This window comes from Cupriavidus pauculus, assembly GCF_003854935.1.
Lineage (GTDB): Bacteria > Pseudomonadota > Gammaproteobacteria > Burkholderiales > Burkholderiaceae > Cupriavidus > Cupriavidus pauculus_C.
This window is the reverse complement of sequence record NZ_CP033970.1, coordinates 114225-128372: the sequence shown is the minus strand read 5'-3', so window position 1 is coordinate 128372 and position 14148 is coordinate 114225. Positions and strand designations below refer to the sequence as shown.

Annotated in this window: 14 protein-coding genes; 11 read left to right on the top strand and 3 right to left on the bottom strand. The window is 65.4% G+C overall.

Features of this window, described 5'->3' with window-relative positions; translation table 11 throughout:
- Window positions 1-71 precede the first annotated feature (71 nt).
- Window positions 72-1031 carry a LysR family transcriptional regulator gene (locus tag EHF44_RS18760; protein ID WP_124685254.1) on the bottom strand — a complete coding sequence of 320 codons (960 nt, stop codon included), beginning with the start codon at window positions 1029-1031 and terminating at the stop codon, window positions 72-74.
- A gap of 211 nt (window positions 1032-1242) precedes the next feature.
- Here EHF44_RS18760 and oxlT (EHF44_RS18755) point away from each other — a divergent pair, with 211 nt between their 5' ends.
- From oxlT (EHF44_RS18755) to oxlT (EHF44_RS18740), 4 genes are all read left to right on the top strand, one after another.
- Window positions 1243-2583 (top strand): oxalate/formate MFS antiporter, encoded by a 1341-nt coding sequence (oxlT, locus tag EHF44_RS18755; RefSeq protein WP_124685253.1) that lies wholly within the window; start codon window positions 1243-1245, stop codon window positions 2581-2583.
- 47 nt (window positions 2584-2630) lie between these two features.
- Window positions 2631-3542 (top strand): LysR family transcriptional regulator, encoded by a 912-nt coding sequence (locus EHF44_RS18750; protein ID WP_124685252.1) that lies wholly within the window; start codon window positions 2631-2633, stop codon window positions 3540-3542.
- Window positions 3543-3790: 248 nt separating this feature from the next.
- Window positions 3791-4003, top strand: coding sequence for a hypothetical protein (locus EHF44_RS18745; RefSeq protein ID WP_124685251.1), 213 nt, complete (start codon window positions 3791-3793; stop codon window positions 4001-4003).
- Between the two features lie 666 nt (window positions 4004-4669).
- Window positions 4670-5992 carry an oxalate/formate MFS antiporter gene (oxlT, locus tag EHF44_RS18740; protein ID WP_124685250.1) on the top strand — a complete coding sequence of 441 codons (1323 nt, stop codon included), beginning with the start codon at window positions 4670-4672 and terminating at the stop codon, window positions 5990-5992.
- A 185-nt stretch (window positions 5993-6177) separates the two neighbouring features.
- On the opposite strand, the gene EHF44_RS18735 is transcribed toward oxlT (EHF44_RS18740), so the two are convergent.
- Both EHF44_RS18735 and EHF44_RS18730 read right to left on the bottom strand, forming a co-directional pair.
- Window positions 6178-7191: an alpha/beta fold hydrolase gene (locus EHF44_RS18735; protein WP_124685249.1), complete on the bottom strand. Its 1014-nt coding sequence runs from the start codon at window positions 7189-7191 to the stop codon at window positions 6178-6180.
- Between the two features lie 140 nt (window positions 7192-7331).
- Window positions 7332-7952, bottom strand: a complete 621-nt coding sequence (locus EHF44_RS18730; RefSeq protein WP_124685248.1) for a TetR/AcrR family transcriptional regulator — start codon at window positions 7950-7952, stop codon at window positions 7332-7334.
- Window positions 7953-8236: 284 nt separating this feature from the next.
- On the opposite strand from EHF44_RS18730, the gene EHF44_RS18725 reads away from it, so the two are divergent.
- The 7 genes from EHF44_RS18725 (at window position 8237) to EHF44_RS18695 (ending at window position 14145) form a co-directional block, all read left to right on the top strand.
- Complete coding sequence (locus EHF44_RS18725; protein WP_124685247.1) at window positions 8237-8623, top strand: helix-turn-helix domain-containing protein; 387 nt, start codon at window positions 8237-8239, stop codon at window positions 8621-8623.
- A gap of 360 nt (window positions 8624-8983) precedes the next feature.
- Complete coding sequence (hmgA, locus tag EHF44_RS18720) at window positions 8984-10312, top strand: homogentisate 1,2-dioxygenase (protein ID WP_124685246.1); 1329 nt, start codon at window positions 8984-8986, stop codon at window positions 10310-10312.
- Window positions 10313-10331: 19 nt separating this feature from the next.
- Complete coding sequence (fahA, locus tag EHF44_RS18715; RefSeq protein ID WP_124685245.1) at window positions 10332-11597, top strand: fumarylacetoacetase; 1266 nt, start codon at window positions 10332-10334, stop codon at window positions 11595-11597.
- A 469-nt stretch (window positions 11598-12066) separates the two neighbouring features.
- Window positions 12067-12822 (top strand): beta-ketoacyl synthase chain length factor, encoded by a 756-nt coding sequence (locus EHF44_RS18710; RefSeq protein ID WP_124685244.1) that lies wholly within the window; start codon window positions 12067-12069, stop codon window positions 12820-12822.
- Window positions 12815-13591 carry a lysophospholipid acyltransferase family protein gene (locus EHF44_RS18705; RefSeq protein ID WP_124685243.1) on the top strand — a complete coding sequence of 259 codons (777 nt, stop codon included), beginning with the start codon at window positions 12815-12817 and terminating at the stop codon, window positions 13589-13591. Before EHF44_RS18710 ends, EHF44_RS18705 begins: the two co-directional genes overlap by 8 nt.
- Window positions 13578-13847 carry a phosphopantetheine-binding protein gene (locus tag EHF44_RS18700; protein ID WP_124685242.1) on the top strand — a complete coding sequence of 90 codons (270 nt, stop codon included), beginning with the start codon at window positions 13578-13580 and terminating at the stop codon, window positions 13845-13847. Before EHF44_RS18705 ends, EHF44_RS18700 begins: the two co-directional genes overlap by 14 nt.
- 40 nt (window positions 13848-13887) lie before the next feature.
- Window positions 13888-14145: an acyl carrier protein gene (locus EHF44_RS18695; RefSeq protein WP_124685241.1), complete on the top strand. Its 258-nt coding sequence runs from the start codon at window positions 13888-13890 to the stop codon at window positions 14143-14145.
- The last annotated feature ends 3 nt before the right edge of the window (window positions 14146-14148 follow it).

The window sequence follows — 14148 nt, the reverse complement described above, 5'->3', positions numbered from 1 at the left end:
TGAAGTGGAGCTTAGGCCCGGGGAACGATTTACGATAATTAAAGTTTCAGCGCAAAACCATAAGTCATCGTTTATGTATGGGATGACTTGGGCCGATGGGGGCGGATCAGGCCTTCCACGCCCGTGATCTGCTGGATCAGCGTGTGGCCTTCCTCCATCAGGAACTGCTTGAAAGCCAGCGCCACGGGCGGCAGGCGCTTGTTCTTGCGGTGGACGACATACCAGTTGAGCATGACCGGGAAGCCCTGGATGTCCAGCACCGCGAGCTTGCCGGCCTGCAGCTCCAGCCCCACCGTGTGCGCGGACAGGAACGCAATGCCCATGTTGGCGATCACGGCCTGCTTGATCGTCTCGGTGCTCTTGATCTCCATGGCGATGCGCAGGTTCGACAGCCGGCCCGCAAAGCCTTCCTGCATCGAGTTCCAGGTGTCCGATCCTTTCTCGCGCGACACGAACGCTTCCTCGGTCAGGCCGGCCAGCGGGATGTTGCGCTCGCCCACCAGCGGGTGGTTTGGCGCGGCGACGATCACATAGGGGTGGGGCGCGAACGGCTCGGCAATGGTATCCATGCCCTCCGGCGGGCGGACCATCACGGCCAGGTCGGTCAGGTTGCCGCCTAGCTGGTGCAGCAGTTCCTCGCGGTTGTGCACGGCAAGGTTGAGCGTGACGCCATCATGCCGGTTCATGAATTCGGCCAGCAGCCGCGGGAAGAAATAGTCACCGGCGCTGATCACGGCGACGTTGAGCCGCCCCCCGGATATACCCTTAAGCTGCGCCATCGCGTCTTCCGCTTCGCGGAATTGCTGGATGATGCTGCGGCTGTAGTGGAGCATCTCGGTGCCCGCCGGCGTCAGGTAGATGCGCTTGCCGAGCTGTTCGAAGAGCGGCAGCCCCACGTGCTGCTCCAGCTGCCGAACCTGTGTGGAAACAGCGGGTTGGGTGAGATGCAGTTCCTCCGCCGCGCGCGAAAAGCTCAGGTGGCGGGCCACCGTTTCGAATACTTTCAGCTGGCGCAGCGTGGCATTCTTCATTGAACGATTTCCCGCAATCTATAAACGATCGTCAATGATCATAATAAAAAACTTTATGCTGTGCTGATCTAAGTTTGAAGTAGCATCAATCCACGAATTCAGTGCCGCAATGTCAGGCGCTCATTCAGTAGTGAAAGTCGGGCGTCCCCCCAGGCCAGCCCACAACGCGCGCCGCAGAGCGCGAAAGACACTAATGCAAGGAGACAACGACATGGCGCACTTCGATGCGACAGGCCCCGCCATGGGCGACACCAACGGCGGTCTGCTCCGCAACCGCTGGTTCCAGCTATTCATCGGCGTACTTTGCATGGGCCTCGTGGCGAACCTCCAGTATGGCTGGACGCTGTTCGTGACGCCCATGAACGCCAAGCACCATTGGGGCGACTCTGCGATCCAGGTCGCCTTTTCCATTTTCATCGTCACCGAAACCTGGCTCGTGCCGCTGGAAGGCTGGCTCGTCGACAAGTTTGGCCCGCGTCCCGTGGTGGCCGGCGGGGCGATCTGCGCCGGGCTGGCGTGGGTCATGAATTCCTATGCCACGTCGCTGCCGATGCTCTACACGGCCGCCGTGATTGCCGGGATTGGCGCGGGCGGGGTCTATGGCACCTGCGTCGGCAACGCGCTGAAGTGGTTCCCGGACAAGCGGGGCCTGGCCGCCGGCCTGACCGCGGCCGGCTTTGGCGCCGGCTCGGCCCTGACCGTGATCCCGATCGCCAACATGATCCAGAAGTCGGGCTACGAGCATGCGTTCTTCACGTTCGGCATCCTGCAGGGCGTGCTGATCTTTGCGATGGCGCTGCTGCTGGTGAAGCCGCAGCCGCCGAAGGGCGTGAAGGCCAACAAGGCCATCCTGACCAACCCGGTGGAGTTCACGCCGGGCCAGATGGTGCGCACGCCGGTGTTCTGGGTGATCTACGCCTCGTTCGTGGCGGTGGCGGCCGGCGGCATCATGGCCACGGCGCAGCTGGGCCCGATTGCCAAGGACTTCGGCTTCGCCACGATGCCGGTGACCATGCTGGGCATGACGCTGCCGCTGCTGACGATGACGCTGTCGATCGACAACCTTTGCAACGGGCTGACGCGGCCGCTGTGCGGGCTGGTCTCGGACCGCATCGGGCGCGAGAACACGATGTTCGTGATCTTCATCGGCGAGGGGCTGTCGCTGATCGGCCTGCTGGAGCTGGGACACAACCCGTACTGGTTCATGCTGTTCGCGGCGCTGACGTTCCTGTTCTGGGGCGAGATCTTCTCGATCTTCCCGGCGCTGTGTGCCGATACGTTCGGCAGCAAGTTCGCCGCCGCCAACGCCGGCACGCTGTACACGGCCAAGGGCACGGCCGCGCTGCTGGTGCCGCTGGCATCGGTGCTGTCGCATACCGGGGGCTGGAACCTGGTGTTCGCGGTGGCGGCCGTCATGACCGTGGCGGCAGGGCTATCGGCAAAGTTCGTGCTGCAACCGATGCGCCGGCGCTTCATCACCGGCCACGCGGCGGCCAGGACGGTCGGCGACAACGGCTACTTGGCCGGTCTATCCACGGGCAAAGGCGAATAGCCGGCGCTCCCAACCCCAGCAGTCCCCGCACAGGAAGGAGCGGCACCATGAATGTTTCGCTTCCTCAGTTGAAGGCGTTCGCCGCGGTGGCGCGCCAGAAGAGCTTTACGCGCGCGGCGGCCGAGCTTGGCCTCACGCAGTCGGCCATCAGCCGCAGCGTGCGCGAGCTGGAAGAAGAAATCGACCAGCGGCTGTTCGATCGCACCACGCGGCAGGTGGAGCTGACCGACGCCGGCGAGATGCTGTCGCAACGCATCTGCCATCTGATCGAGGAGGTCGAGCAGACGCTGCGGGACAGCCACGGCACCTGCAAGCCATCGCAGGGCACGGTGCAGATCGCTACCGATCCGGTGCTGTCGTCGATGTCGGTGCCGATGTGGCTGGCCGGGTGCCGCAAGGCGTGGCCGGGCATCGGCATCACGCTGCGCGACAAGGCGCATGATTCGGTGCTGCAGAGCGTGCGCAGCGGCGAGGTCGATTTCGGCATCGCCAGCAACCCCGCAGCGTGCGACGACCTGTATTGCGAGCCGTTGTGCACCGATCCGCTGCAAGCGGTCCTGCCGGCGGACCATCCGCTGGCGGCGCGCGAATCGCTGGGGTGGGGCGAACTGGCCGACGCGTCGGTGCTGGCCCTCGATCAGAACTCGGGCGTGCAGCCGGCCGTGGAGCGCGCGCTGTCCACGTATCACGTGCGGCCCGGCTCGCTGCAATTGCTCGGGCATTTCGCGGCCATCTTCGGCATGGTGGCGATGGGGCTCGGCATCGGCGTCGTGCCGTCTCGCGCGCAGGCCAGCGGCATGGCGCCAGCCGCGGTGTTGCGCCCGCTGCGGCCACAGGTGACGTCGAACGTCATGCTGGTCCGGCGCAAGGCCCGGTCGCTGAAGCCTAATGCCGCGGCCGTGTGGGACAACCTGCGCGCCCAGGAGTACGACCAGGGTTTGCTGAAGAAAGTAGGGTAGGGCGATGAACGGGATTCATCTGGTGCGGTGCGATAGCGTGATTTGTGTCGATATCGGCATTTTCCGGAGCTGATCTGCCCGTAGCGCACCCTTCGACATCTTCTTTTGAGACGCACAACGCACCCCCCGGGGTGCGTTGTTGTTTTTGGAGCAAAAACTCTAATGATATACCACATACCAAATATTTACAGACCTCGCAGTGCAGCATATAATGAATCCACCTTGATCCTTACGACTTAGGAGTTTTCATGAACGCCACGCTGCTTACCATCCTCGCCCTCGGTGTCCTTTCGCTGGGTGTCACCGTGACTTACGTGCTCGCCACCGTCCTGCCGATGGGTCTGCTGACCACCGCCCAGGAACACGGCCGTTTCGCTGGACTGGGCTCGTCGGAAGAATCGACCGGCATCGGCAGCTCGGCTTCGGACATGGTGCTCCAGCCGCGCTTCCTGCACGCCTGATCGCCATTCAGTCAGTCAGCAGTCTCAAGTAGTTGCAGTCTGGGTGTTGTAGCGGCCGGCAACCCCCGCAGTAGTTGAGTTCAAGCAGTCCTCAGCGGCCGTCTTCTCTGCAGTTCTCCATGCCCCTGCGCCCGCGGACCTCAGGTCCCGACGCAGTCCGGCAAACCTCCCCATTCCTTGACGATTTCTCTGTCTCGCGCCTCGCCGCACGGCCCGCGCTTTCGCGTCGCCATGGCGAGATTTCAGCGTTTCCGGGACTCCGGACTTTCCCTAGCACGGGTTATCCGTGACATGCGCCGCAGCATTTTTCATTGATGCCCGATCCATTTCCAAGTGGTTGATCCGAAAGGGAAGTGCCCGGCCTGGCGATGCAGTTTTCATGCGACCGCTGCACCAGTGCGGACCATCTCGCCACTGCGCACTTTCGAATGTCTTCTTGAGCAGTCAGGTATCACGCCGAATCGGCTTGACTTGGTTGATATATCACATACTGTATAGCACTAGGACGGCTCAGCCGGCCGCATAACAAGACAGCACAACAGACTCACCATAAGAAGACTCACCACAACAAGACCTACCCGAGAAACACCAGGCAGTAGACACCATGGCATCCAATGCAGATGCCCATTCCACAACGGTGGGACCACCCACCTAGAAGGAGACACCATGGAAAGTCAGCAAAGCGCACGCGCGCAAGCGTCGTGGTATGCATCGCCGTGGATGCAGCTCGTATTTGGCGTGATCTGCATGGCGATGATCGCCAACATGCAATACGGCTGGACACTGTTCGTCAACCCGATCGACGAGAAATACCACTGGGGCCGCACGGCCATCCAGGTGGCGTTCACCATTTTCGTGGTGACCGAGACCTGGCTCGTGCCGATCGAAGGCTACCTCGTCGACAAGTACGGCCCGCGCCCGGTGGTAGTGGGCGGGGGGCTGCTCTGCGCAGTGGCCTGGGCGTTGAACTCGGTGGCCTCCACGCTGCCGATGCTGTACGTGGCCGCCGCCATCGGCGGGGTGGGTGCCGGGGCGGTCTATGGCACCTGCGTCGGCAATGCGCTGAAGTGGTTTCCCAACCGTCGCGGGCTGGCGGCCGGGCTGACCGCCGCCGGGTTTGGCGCCGGTTCCGCGGCCACCGTGGTGCCTATCGCCAACATGATCAAGACCAGCGGCTACGAATCGACGTTCCTGTCGTTCGGCCTTGGCCAGGGCCTGATCGTGATGCTGCTGGGGGTGCTGCTGCTGCCGCCGTCGACCAAGATCCTCGGCGAAGTGAAATCGACGCTGAAGGCCGCCGCCACCTACAACGCGTCGCCGCGCCAGGTGCTGTCGTCGCCGATCTTCTGGGTCATGTATGCGATGTTCGTGATGATGGCAGCCGGTGGCCTGATGGCGACGGCCCAGCTCGGCCCCATCGCCAAGGACTTCGGCCTGCATGACTCGCCAGTGTCGATCATGGGCCTGACGTTGCCGGCCCTGACCTTCGCGCTGACCATCGACCGCGTGCTGAACGGGCTGACCCGGCCGTTCTTTGGATGGGTATCCGACAACATCGGCCGTGAAAACACGATGTTCCTGGCGTTTGCCGTGGAAGCGGTGGGCATCCTGCTGCTGGCCCGCTACGGCCATAACCCCGTGGCGTTCGTGGTGCTGACCGGCATCGTGTTCTTCGCCTGGGGCGAGATCTACAGCCTGTTCCCGGCCACCTGCGGCGACACGTTCGGTCCCAAGTTCGCCGCCACCAACGCCGGCATGCTGTACACGGCCAAGGGCACGGCAGCGCTGCTGGTACCGTTCTCAAGCGTCATCACGGCCGCCACGGGCGACTGGTACGCGGTGTTCATGCTGGCGTCGGGCATGGCTGCCATCTCGGCACTGATGGCGATCTTCGTCCTCAAGCCGATGCGGGAAGCCCACGCAAAGAAGTACGTCCAGGACGCCTCCACTCCGATGGGGTATCGCGCCGTACCTGAAGATCTGACGTGATCGTCTGATTGCTGGACCATCCCTGACGAGAAAGCCCGCGAAAGCGGGCTTTTTTCATGACACGGAAGGCGATTGGTGGCTGTTTGGCAATTAACCGCCAAACATCTCGTTCGCCCACGAGCGCTTCCGGCCATGGCCGGAAGCAGGGCGGGGCGAGCAGGGTAGGGGGTGGCCAGGTGGCGGGTTCAGTGCGGCGCGGACGTCTGGCGGGCCGGCGCCGTGCGGAGGGGCGGCACGGCCGGAGCGGCGGCCAGTCCGCAGATGAAATGGGCGACATGCGACACGACTTCCGCATCGCGCAGGATGCGGCGATGGCCCAGGCCCTCGGTCGTGATGAGCCGCGCGTCGGGCCACGCGCCTGCGATGGCCGCGCCGTCTTCCCAGCGCACTTCCTTGTCGTCGCGGTCGTGGATGACCAGCACGGGCGGCACGGGCCGCGTACGGCCGATGTCGGGCACGTTGAAGGTCGACCACGGTGCGCCCAGCCACTGTTCGCTCAGCGCGCGCATGCGGTCGAGCACGCGCGGCGCGGCGCCGAGACGCCAGGCGAGCGTGGAGCAGGCGTCGTACATGTCGGCGGGCGAGCCGATCATCGCCACGCCGCGGGTCGGCAATCCCTCGCGGATGGCCTGCGCCGCCGCCGCGCCGCCCAGCGAGTGGGCAACCACCGCGTGGACCGGCCCGACATGCCACGCCACCGCCAGCAGCGAGCGCGCCATCTCCAGCACCGACGACTGCTGCTGGCCACGCGCGCCCGCATCGGACGCGCCGTGCGACAGCGCGTCGAAGGCCACGACGCGCATCCCGGCCGCCAGCAGCCCGGTCGCCATCGCGTGCCATTGCCCGGCGTTGCCGCCCCAGCCATGCGCCAGCAGCACCACCGGGCCCTTGCTGCCCCAGCGATACACGCGCACGCGGCGGCTGCCGCCCTGGCCGGTCACGAGGGCCCATTCGGTGCGCGCCGAATCGAGCAGGCGGCGACCTTCGGGGCTGATGCGCCCTTGCGGCGGGCTAAACCAGAGGCGTTCCAGCGCGTGCGCGGTCGCCGTCGGAAAGAACAGGCTGCCGGCCTGCCAGCGCAGCCGTTGCCAGGCCGCGACGGCGGCCTCCAGCGTTTGGCCGAGGCCACGACGATTCGGGGGGGTGCCACGCGGCGAGGACGGGGCGGGGCGGGATGTGGATGACAGCACTTGCGGCACGACGAATACCTCCGGCTGAAACGTTGCCCACCTGAGCGGCGGCAAGACCCTTTTGGGTGAATTTTTTTATGCTTTACGACCGACCGGTCGTGCTATTTTCCAGGCAAGAAAACACGGCAACCTTGCCGTGGGAACTGGATTCAATATGGCCGGGCGGACGCCTCGGCGCGATTCTCTCTGAAGTCATTGACCAGCCGCGCGAACGCGCGACGAGCCATCGTTTCGGCGTCGCTGCGCGCCATCAGCCGCGAAGCCTGGTGGTACGACATGCCCACGCCGACCATCTCGAACGCAAACTGACGCGCGTCGGTGTCGGCGCGCAGATCGCCTTCGTCGATGGCGTCGCTCACGACGCGCACGATGGTGCTGTGCCAGTCCTTGAACGCCTGCACCAGCTTGTCGCGAATCACGCCAGGCCGGTTACGGTACTCCTGGGACAGCGCCATGAACACGCAACCGCCTTCGCTCACGGCGCCGGCAATCCACGTCAGATATCCGTCGAACAGGGTCTCCAGCCGCCCGGCGCCGCGGTCCACGCGCATGGCCGGCTGCACGACGATTTCCGAGAACCGTTCCATCGCGCGGCCCAGCACGGCTTCCTGCAGCGCCTCTTTCGACTTGAAGTGGGCATACAGGCCGCTCTTCGACATGTTGGTGTCGGCGGCCAGCGAGGCCAGCGACAACTGCTCGAAGCCGACCTGCGACGCCGCCTGCAAGGCCTGTTCGATGATCGCGGTGCGCGTGAGCTGTCCCTTTTGCATGCGCTGGAGAATAGCACGACCGGTCGGTTTGTCAACTTGCCTTGTGCCACACATGGACGATACTGATGTGACGTCAACGCAAAGCGTGCATTCTCGTTATGTGGGGGCGGGAGGAGGGATGATGTGCGGTATCCGTCTTTTGGACGAGGGTCCGGGCGTCAGGATCAAGCCATCATAAGAAATCTGTAAAAGTGTTCCACAACAGACCTTACGGAACGCTTAACGTGCTCTATACTCGAATGCACGTCCGCGCACTTTTTTTTCACTGGTGACTGGAGACCGACATGAACAGTACAGCCGTGCCAAGAGGCGCTAGCGAACCGTTCCGGCAACTGCGGGCGTTGCGTCGAGCGCGCAAGCTCAAGCAGGAGGACGTCGCCCGTAAGGCCGGGATTTCCCGCGAGGCATATCTTCGTGCCGAATCGGGCCAGGCCGACCCGCGCATGTCCACTTTCCTGGCGGCCTGCGAGGCGCTGGGGCTGGAAGTCGTGCTGGCGCCGCAACACCTTGCCGCCGACGTCAACGCATTCATTGCCAGCCGCAACGGCGGCGTGACGGCGGCGTCGATGGCAGGCCAGCCCGCCCAGGCTGCAGCGCCGGCTGCATCGAGCCCCACGTCAGGTGGATTCGGTTCCGGATCCACGCCGGGAGAGGGCCACAAGCCCGTCTGACCCGAGGAATTCGTGACAGGGCAGGTCGATCGATCTGCCCTGTCGTGCATTTCCATCCATGCCAGGCCGTCCGGCCTGTGCCATGTCCTGCCTGTCCGGCGCCCCTCGCGGGCGTTGTCCCAGCGTCGCCCGCGCCGCTGCGTTCCGCTTTTTTCCCGTTTCCACCTTCTTGTCCGCCCGCCACACCGGCTGGCCCGTCCCCGCTCGCCTATCGTAATTGTGGTTTGACATCGCGCGGCAATGTGATTACGATTTGGTGAATCAGTTTTACTATTCGTAATTTACGGACTTGGCGACCACGCCATGCCGATGAGACGCACGCTGGCCTGCGGGCCGGCGGAGGTGTGAGAGGAAGACTTCATGACGCAGACACAATTGCACGCGGCCGAGACGCAGGTGGCCCAGTACATGTCCGGCTTTGCCAACGAATTCGCCACGGAAGCGTTGCCCGGCGCGCTGCCGGTGGGCCGCAATTCCCCGCAGCGGGCGCCGTACGGCCTGTATGCCGAGCAGATTTCCGGCACGGCGTTCACCGCGCCGCGCGCCCACAACCGGCGGTCGTGGCTGTACCGGATGCGCCCGGCGGCCATGCACAAGCCGTTCGAGCGCATCGACAACGGCCACTGGCTGAGCCGTTTTGACGAAGTGCCGCCGTCGCCCAACCAGATGCGCTGGAATCCGCCGCCGATGCCGGCCGCGCCCACCGACTTCGTCGACGGCATCGTCACGATGGCCGGCAATGGCGGCCCGGAGGCGCAGACCGGCTGCGGCATCCACCTGTACCTGGCCAACCAGTCCATGCAGGACCGGTTCTTCTATAACGCCGACGGCGAGATGCTGATCGTGCCGCAGCAGGGCCGCCTGCTGATCGCCACCGAGATGGGCCGGCTGGCCGTGGAGCCACAGGAGATTGTCGTGATTCCGCGCGGCGTGCGTTTCCGCGTGGAACTGCCCGACGGCCAGGCGCGCGGCTATATCTGCGAGAACTACGGCGCGCTGTTCAAGCTGCCCGACCTTGGCGTGATCGGCTCGAACGGCCTGGCCAACCCGCGCGACTTCCTGACGCCCGTGGCCAGCTACGAGGACCGCGAAGGCAGCTTCGAGCTGATCGCCCGCTTCCAGGGCAACCTGTGGCGGGCCGAGATCGACCATTCGCCGCTGGACGTGGTGGCGTGGCACGGCAACTACGCGCCGTACAAGTACGACCTGCGGCACTTCAACACGATCGGGTCGATCAGCTTCGACCATCCGGACCCGTCGATCTTTCTGGTGCTGCAGGCGCCGTCGGACACGCCGGGCGTCGACACCATCGACTTCGTGATCTTCGGCCCGCGCTGGCTGGCCGCGCAGGATACGTTCCGCCCGCCCTGGTTCCATCGCAATATCGCCAGCGAGTTCATGGGCCTGATTGCCGGCGTCTACGACGCCAAGGCAGACGGCTTTGCCCCGGGCGGCGCCAGCCTGCACAACTGCATGAGTGGCCACGGCCCCGATGCCGAGACCTTCGAGCGGGCCAGCGCGGCCGATACGGGCACACCGCACCACATCCAGGACACCATGGCGTTCATGTTCGAGACGCCGGGCGTGATCCGCCCCACCCGCTACGCCGCCGAATCGGCGCTGCTGCAGCACGACTACTACACGTGCTGGCAGGGCCTGAAGAAGCATTTCAATCCGAACGTGCGCTGATTTCCGGAGTGCCACAACAATGACCGCCCCCAAGACCAGCTGGGTTGCCTCGGCCAACGACGGCAAGACCCATTTCCCGCTCCAGAACCTGCCCTACGGTATCTTTTCCGCCGCCGGCGGCACGCCGCGCGCCGGTGTGGCCATCGGCGACCAGGTGCTCGACCTGTCCGTGCTCGACGACGCCGGCCTGCTGCCGGCTGCCGCCCGCGGCACGTTTGCCGGAGCGAGCCTGAACCGCTTCATCGCGCTGGGCAAGCCCGTGTGGTCCGAAACGCGCGCGCGGCTGACGGCCTTGCTGTCCAGCGACGACCAGACGCTGGCCGGCAACGCGGCGCTGCGCGACAAGGCGCTGGTGCCGATGGCATCGGCCAAGATGCACCTGCCGGTGGACATTCCCGGCTACACCGACTTCTATTCGTCGCGCGAGCACGCCACCAACGTCGGCCGTATGTTCCGCGACCCGGCCAACGCGCTGCTGCCGAACTGGCTGGAAATCCCCATCGGCTACAACGGCCGGGCCAGTTCCGTGGTGGTCAGCGGCACGCCGCTGCGCCGCCCGAACGGCCAGATCAAGCTGCCGGACCAGCCGCGCCCCGTGTTCAGCCCGTGCCGCAAGCTCGACTACGAGCTGGAAATGGCGTTCATCGTCGGCAAGCCGTCGATGCTGGGCGAGCCGGTCAGCACGGCCGACGCCCCGTCGCATATGTTCGGCATGGTCATCCTGAACGACTGGAGCGCCCGCGACATCCAGCAATGGGAATACGTGCCGCTGGGCCCGTTCAACAGCAAGGGCTTCGGGACGTCGATCTCGCCATGGATCGTGACGATGGAAGCGCTCGAACCGTTCCGCAGCGACAACCCCGAGCAATCGCCCGAGCCGCTCGACTACCTGCGCCAGCCCGCGCGCAACGCCTACGACATCGCCCTGGAAGTGGCGCTGCAACCCGCTGGCGCCCCGGCCGCCACCACGGTCTGCCGCACCAACTTCAAGGCGATGTACTGGACGATGGCCCAGCAACTGGCTCACCACACCGTGTCCGGCTGCAACGTCCGCGTGGGCGACCTGATGGGCTCCGGCACGATCAGCGGCACCACGCCCGATTCGTTCGGCAGCCTGCTGGAAACCACCCGCAACGGCGCCGAGCCGGTGACGCTGGCAGATGGCACCACGCGCGGCTTCCTGGAGGACGGCGATTCGGTCGTCATGACGGGCTGGTGCCAGGGGGAGGGGTATCGGGTGGGTTTTGGCCAGGTGGAGGGAAAGATCCTGCCAGCCAAGCGCTGATACACCGTAGATTTCCGATCCTCGGAACGGGGCGGGAGCAGTCTGTGAGGGCTGCTTCCGCCCCGTTACATTTGCGCAGGAACGTTACGGTTGCGCCATAGCCTCGCCCACACCCTTTATGCGAGAATTCGGCCCTGACAAAAACGCGGGGTAGAAGTTCGTGATGCCCGCCTTGCCCCCTGTCGGAGGGGGTGCAGGCGAGGGTGCCGGAACCGACACCATGAAAGCCGTTGCGGCGCCCGCCGGCATGTCCGGAGGCTGCCGGCGCCGGGCCAGGGCGACGAACGCCCGCGCGCCACAAAAGACATACAACGTCGCCGATCTGATCGGTCTTTGACACTAATTTCAGGGAAAAATGCGGAACTGTCCCCGGGGTCGCGCGGACATGGTCGCCTTGCGCGCGCCATTCTCGTTCGCCGTGGCCAACGCCTGAGGCGAGCCCGGGTTCACATTCACCCACGCGATTGGCATGGCAATGGAATTTGGAATTCGCGCATGGGCGGCGATAGCGCCGGCATTGCATACGCCTGAAGCCTGGCAGGCCTGGGCGTTGGCGCCCTGGCTGCCCGAGGGCGCAGCCCTGCCGGCACTCCAGGCCATGGCCCCGATGTTGCGCCGGCGCGTCAATGCAATTGGCAAGGCAGCCCTGCACCCCACTTACGACGTGGTGGCCGAGCCCGGCGAGGGCGCGCCCCACCGTCCCGCTGTCTTCGCATCGCGCCATGGCGATACCCAGCGCGCGTTCGAGATGCTCAGCGAGCTGGCTGCCGGCGAGCCGTTGTCGCCCACCGCGTTCGGGCTGTCGGTCCACAACGCGATCGGCGCCATGTTCACGATCGACCGGGGCGACGCCTCGAACCTGCAGGCCGTCGCCGCAGGGCGCGATACGGTGGAAACCGCGGTCGTCGAGGCCTGCGCCCTGCTGGCCGACGGCGCCGACGAGGTCCTGCTGGTCTGCTACGACGCGCCGCTGCCCGAGGCCTATGCCGAATTCGCCGACGAGCCGGGCTGCCTGTATGGCTGGGCCTGGCGCATGGGCCGTCCCCAGGCCGGCAAACCTGTTTTCACGCTCGACATCGTGCAGCCGCGCAGCGCCGGCGACAGCCATCCCGTCCGCCACGCGCTTCCCCATGGGCTCGATGTGCTGCGGTTCATGCTGGCAGGCGAACCGGCACTGCCGCATCGTGGCGAGCGCGCGATCTGGAGGTGGCAACGTCATGGTTGAACGCCTGGACCGCATGTGGCGGGTCTGCGCCACCGGCTTCTGCTTTTCCAGCTTCGGCGTGGGCGGCCTGCTGCTGCGGGTGCTGGTGTTTCCGGTGCTGGCGATCCTGCCGTGGTCCACGCAGACACGCCAGCGTGCCTGCCGCGGCGTGATCCATCACGCCTTCCGTCTGTTTGTCTGGCTGATGCACACGGTGGGCGTCATCCGCCATGAAGTGCGCCATGCCGAGCGCTTGCGCCGGCAGGGCCTGCTGATCGTTGCCAACCATCCGTCGCTGATCGACGTGGTGTTCCTGATGTCGCTCACACCGCGTCCGGATTGCGTGGTCAAGTCCGCACTCGTGCGCAACCCGTTCACGCGCGGTCCGGTGCTTGCCACCGGCTGGGTCCGCAACGATGCCGGCGCGGCCATGGTCGACGACTGCATCGCCTCGCTGCGCGCGGGCAACAACCTCATCATCTTTCCCGAAGGCACGCGCACGCGTCCCGGGCAGGCGCTGCAACTGCTGCGCGGGGCGGCGAACGTGGCCGTGCGCGGCGGGTTCGCGCTGACGCCGGTGGTCATCCGCTGCCATCCGCCCACGCTGACCAAGGGCGAGAAGTGGTACCACGTGCCGGTGCGCCGGCCGCGGTTCGTCATCGACGTCCATCCCGACGTGGCGGTATCCGAATGGGTGCCGACGGGGCTGGACGACGCGCTGGCTGTGCGTCACCTGACGCAATCGCTATCCGAATTTTTCTCCAGGGAGATCCGCCGTGAAGGCGCTTGAGCAAGAAATCAAGGAACTTATCATCTCGTCGCTTTCCCTCGAGGACGTGACCGCGGATGATATCGACCCGGCGGCGCCGCTGTTCATCGAAGGTCTCGGCCTCGATTCCATCGACGCGCTGGAGCTTGGCCTGGCGCTGCAGAAACGCTATGGCATCACCATGAATGGCGACAAGGAAGCGGTTCGCGCCCGCTTTGCCAGCGTGGCCGCGCTGGCTGCCTTCGTGGCCGAACAGCGCGGGCAGGCGCCGGCCTGATCCATCGACACAGTAATCCTGCCCAGACACGGAGTCCGACATGACCCATGACGAAATCTTCGCGCGCGTGGCCGCGGTTCTTGAGGAAACCTTCGAGATCGAGCCGGCCCGCATCACGCCGGAGGCGCGTCTGTACGACGACCTCGACATCGACAGCATCGACGCGGTGGACCTGCTGGTGAAGCTCAAGCCAATGCTGAACAAGCCGCTCAAGCCCGAGCAGTTCAAGTCCGTGCGCACCGTGCAGGACGTGGTGCAGGCGCTGGCGCTGCTGATCGACTCCCCGGCCACCGCCTGACGC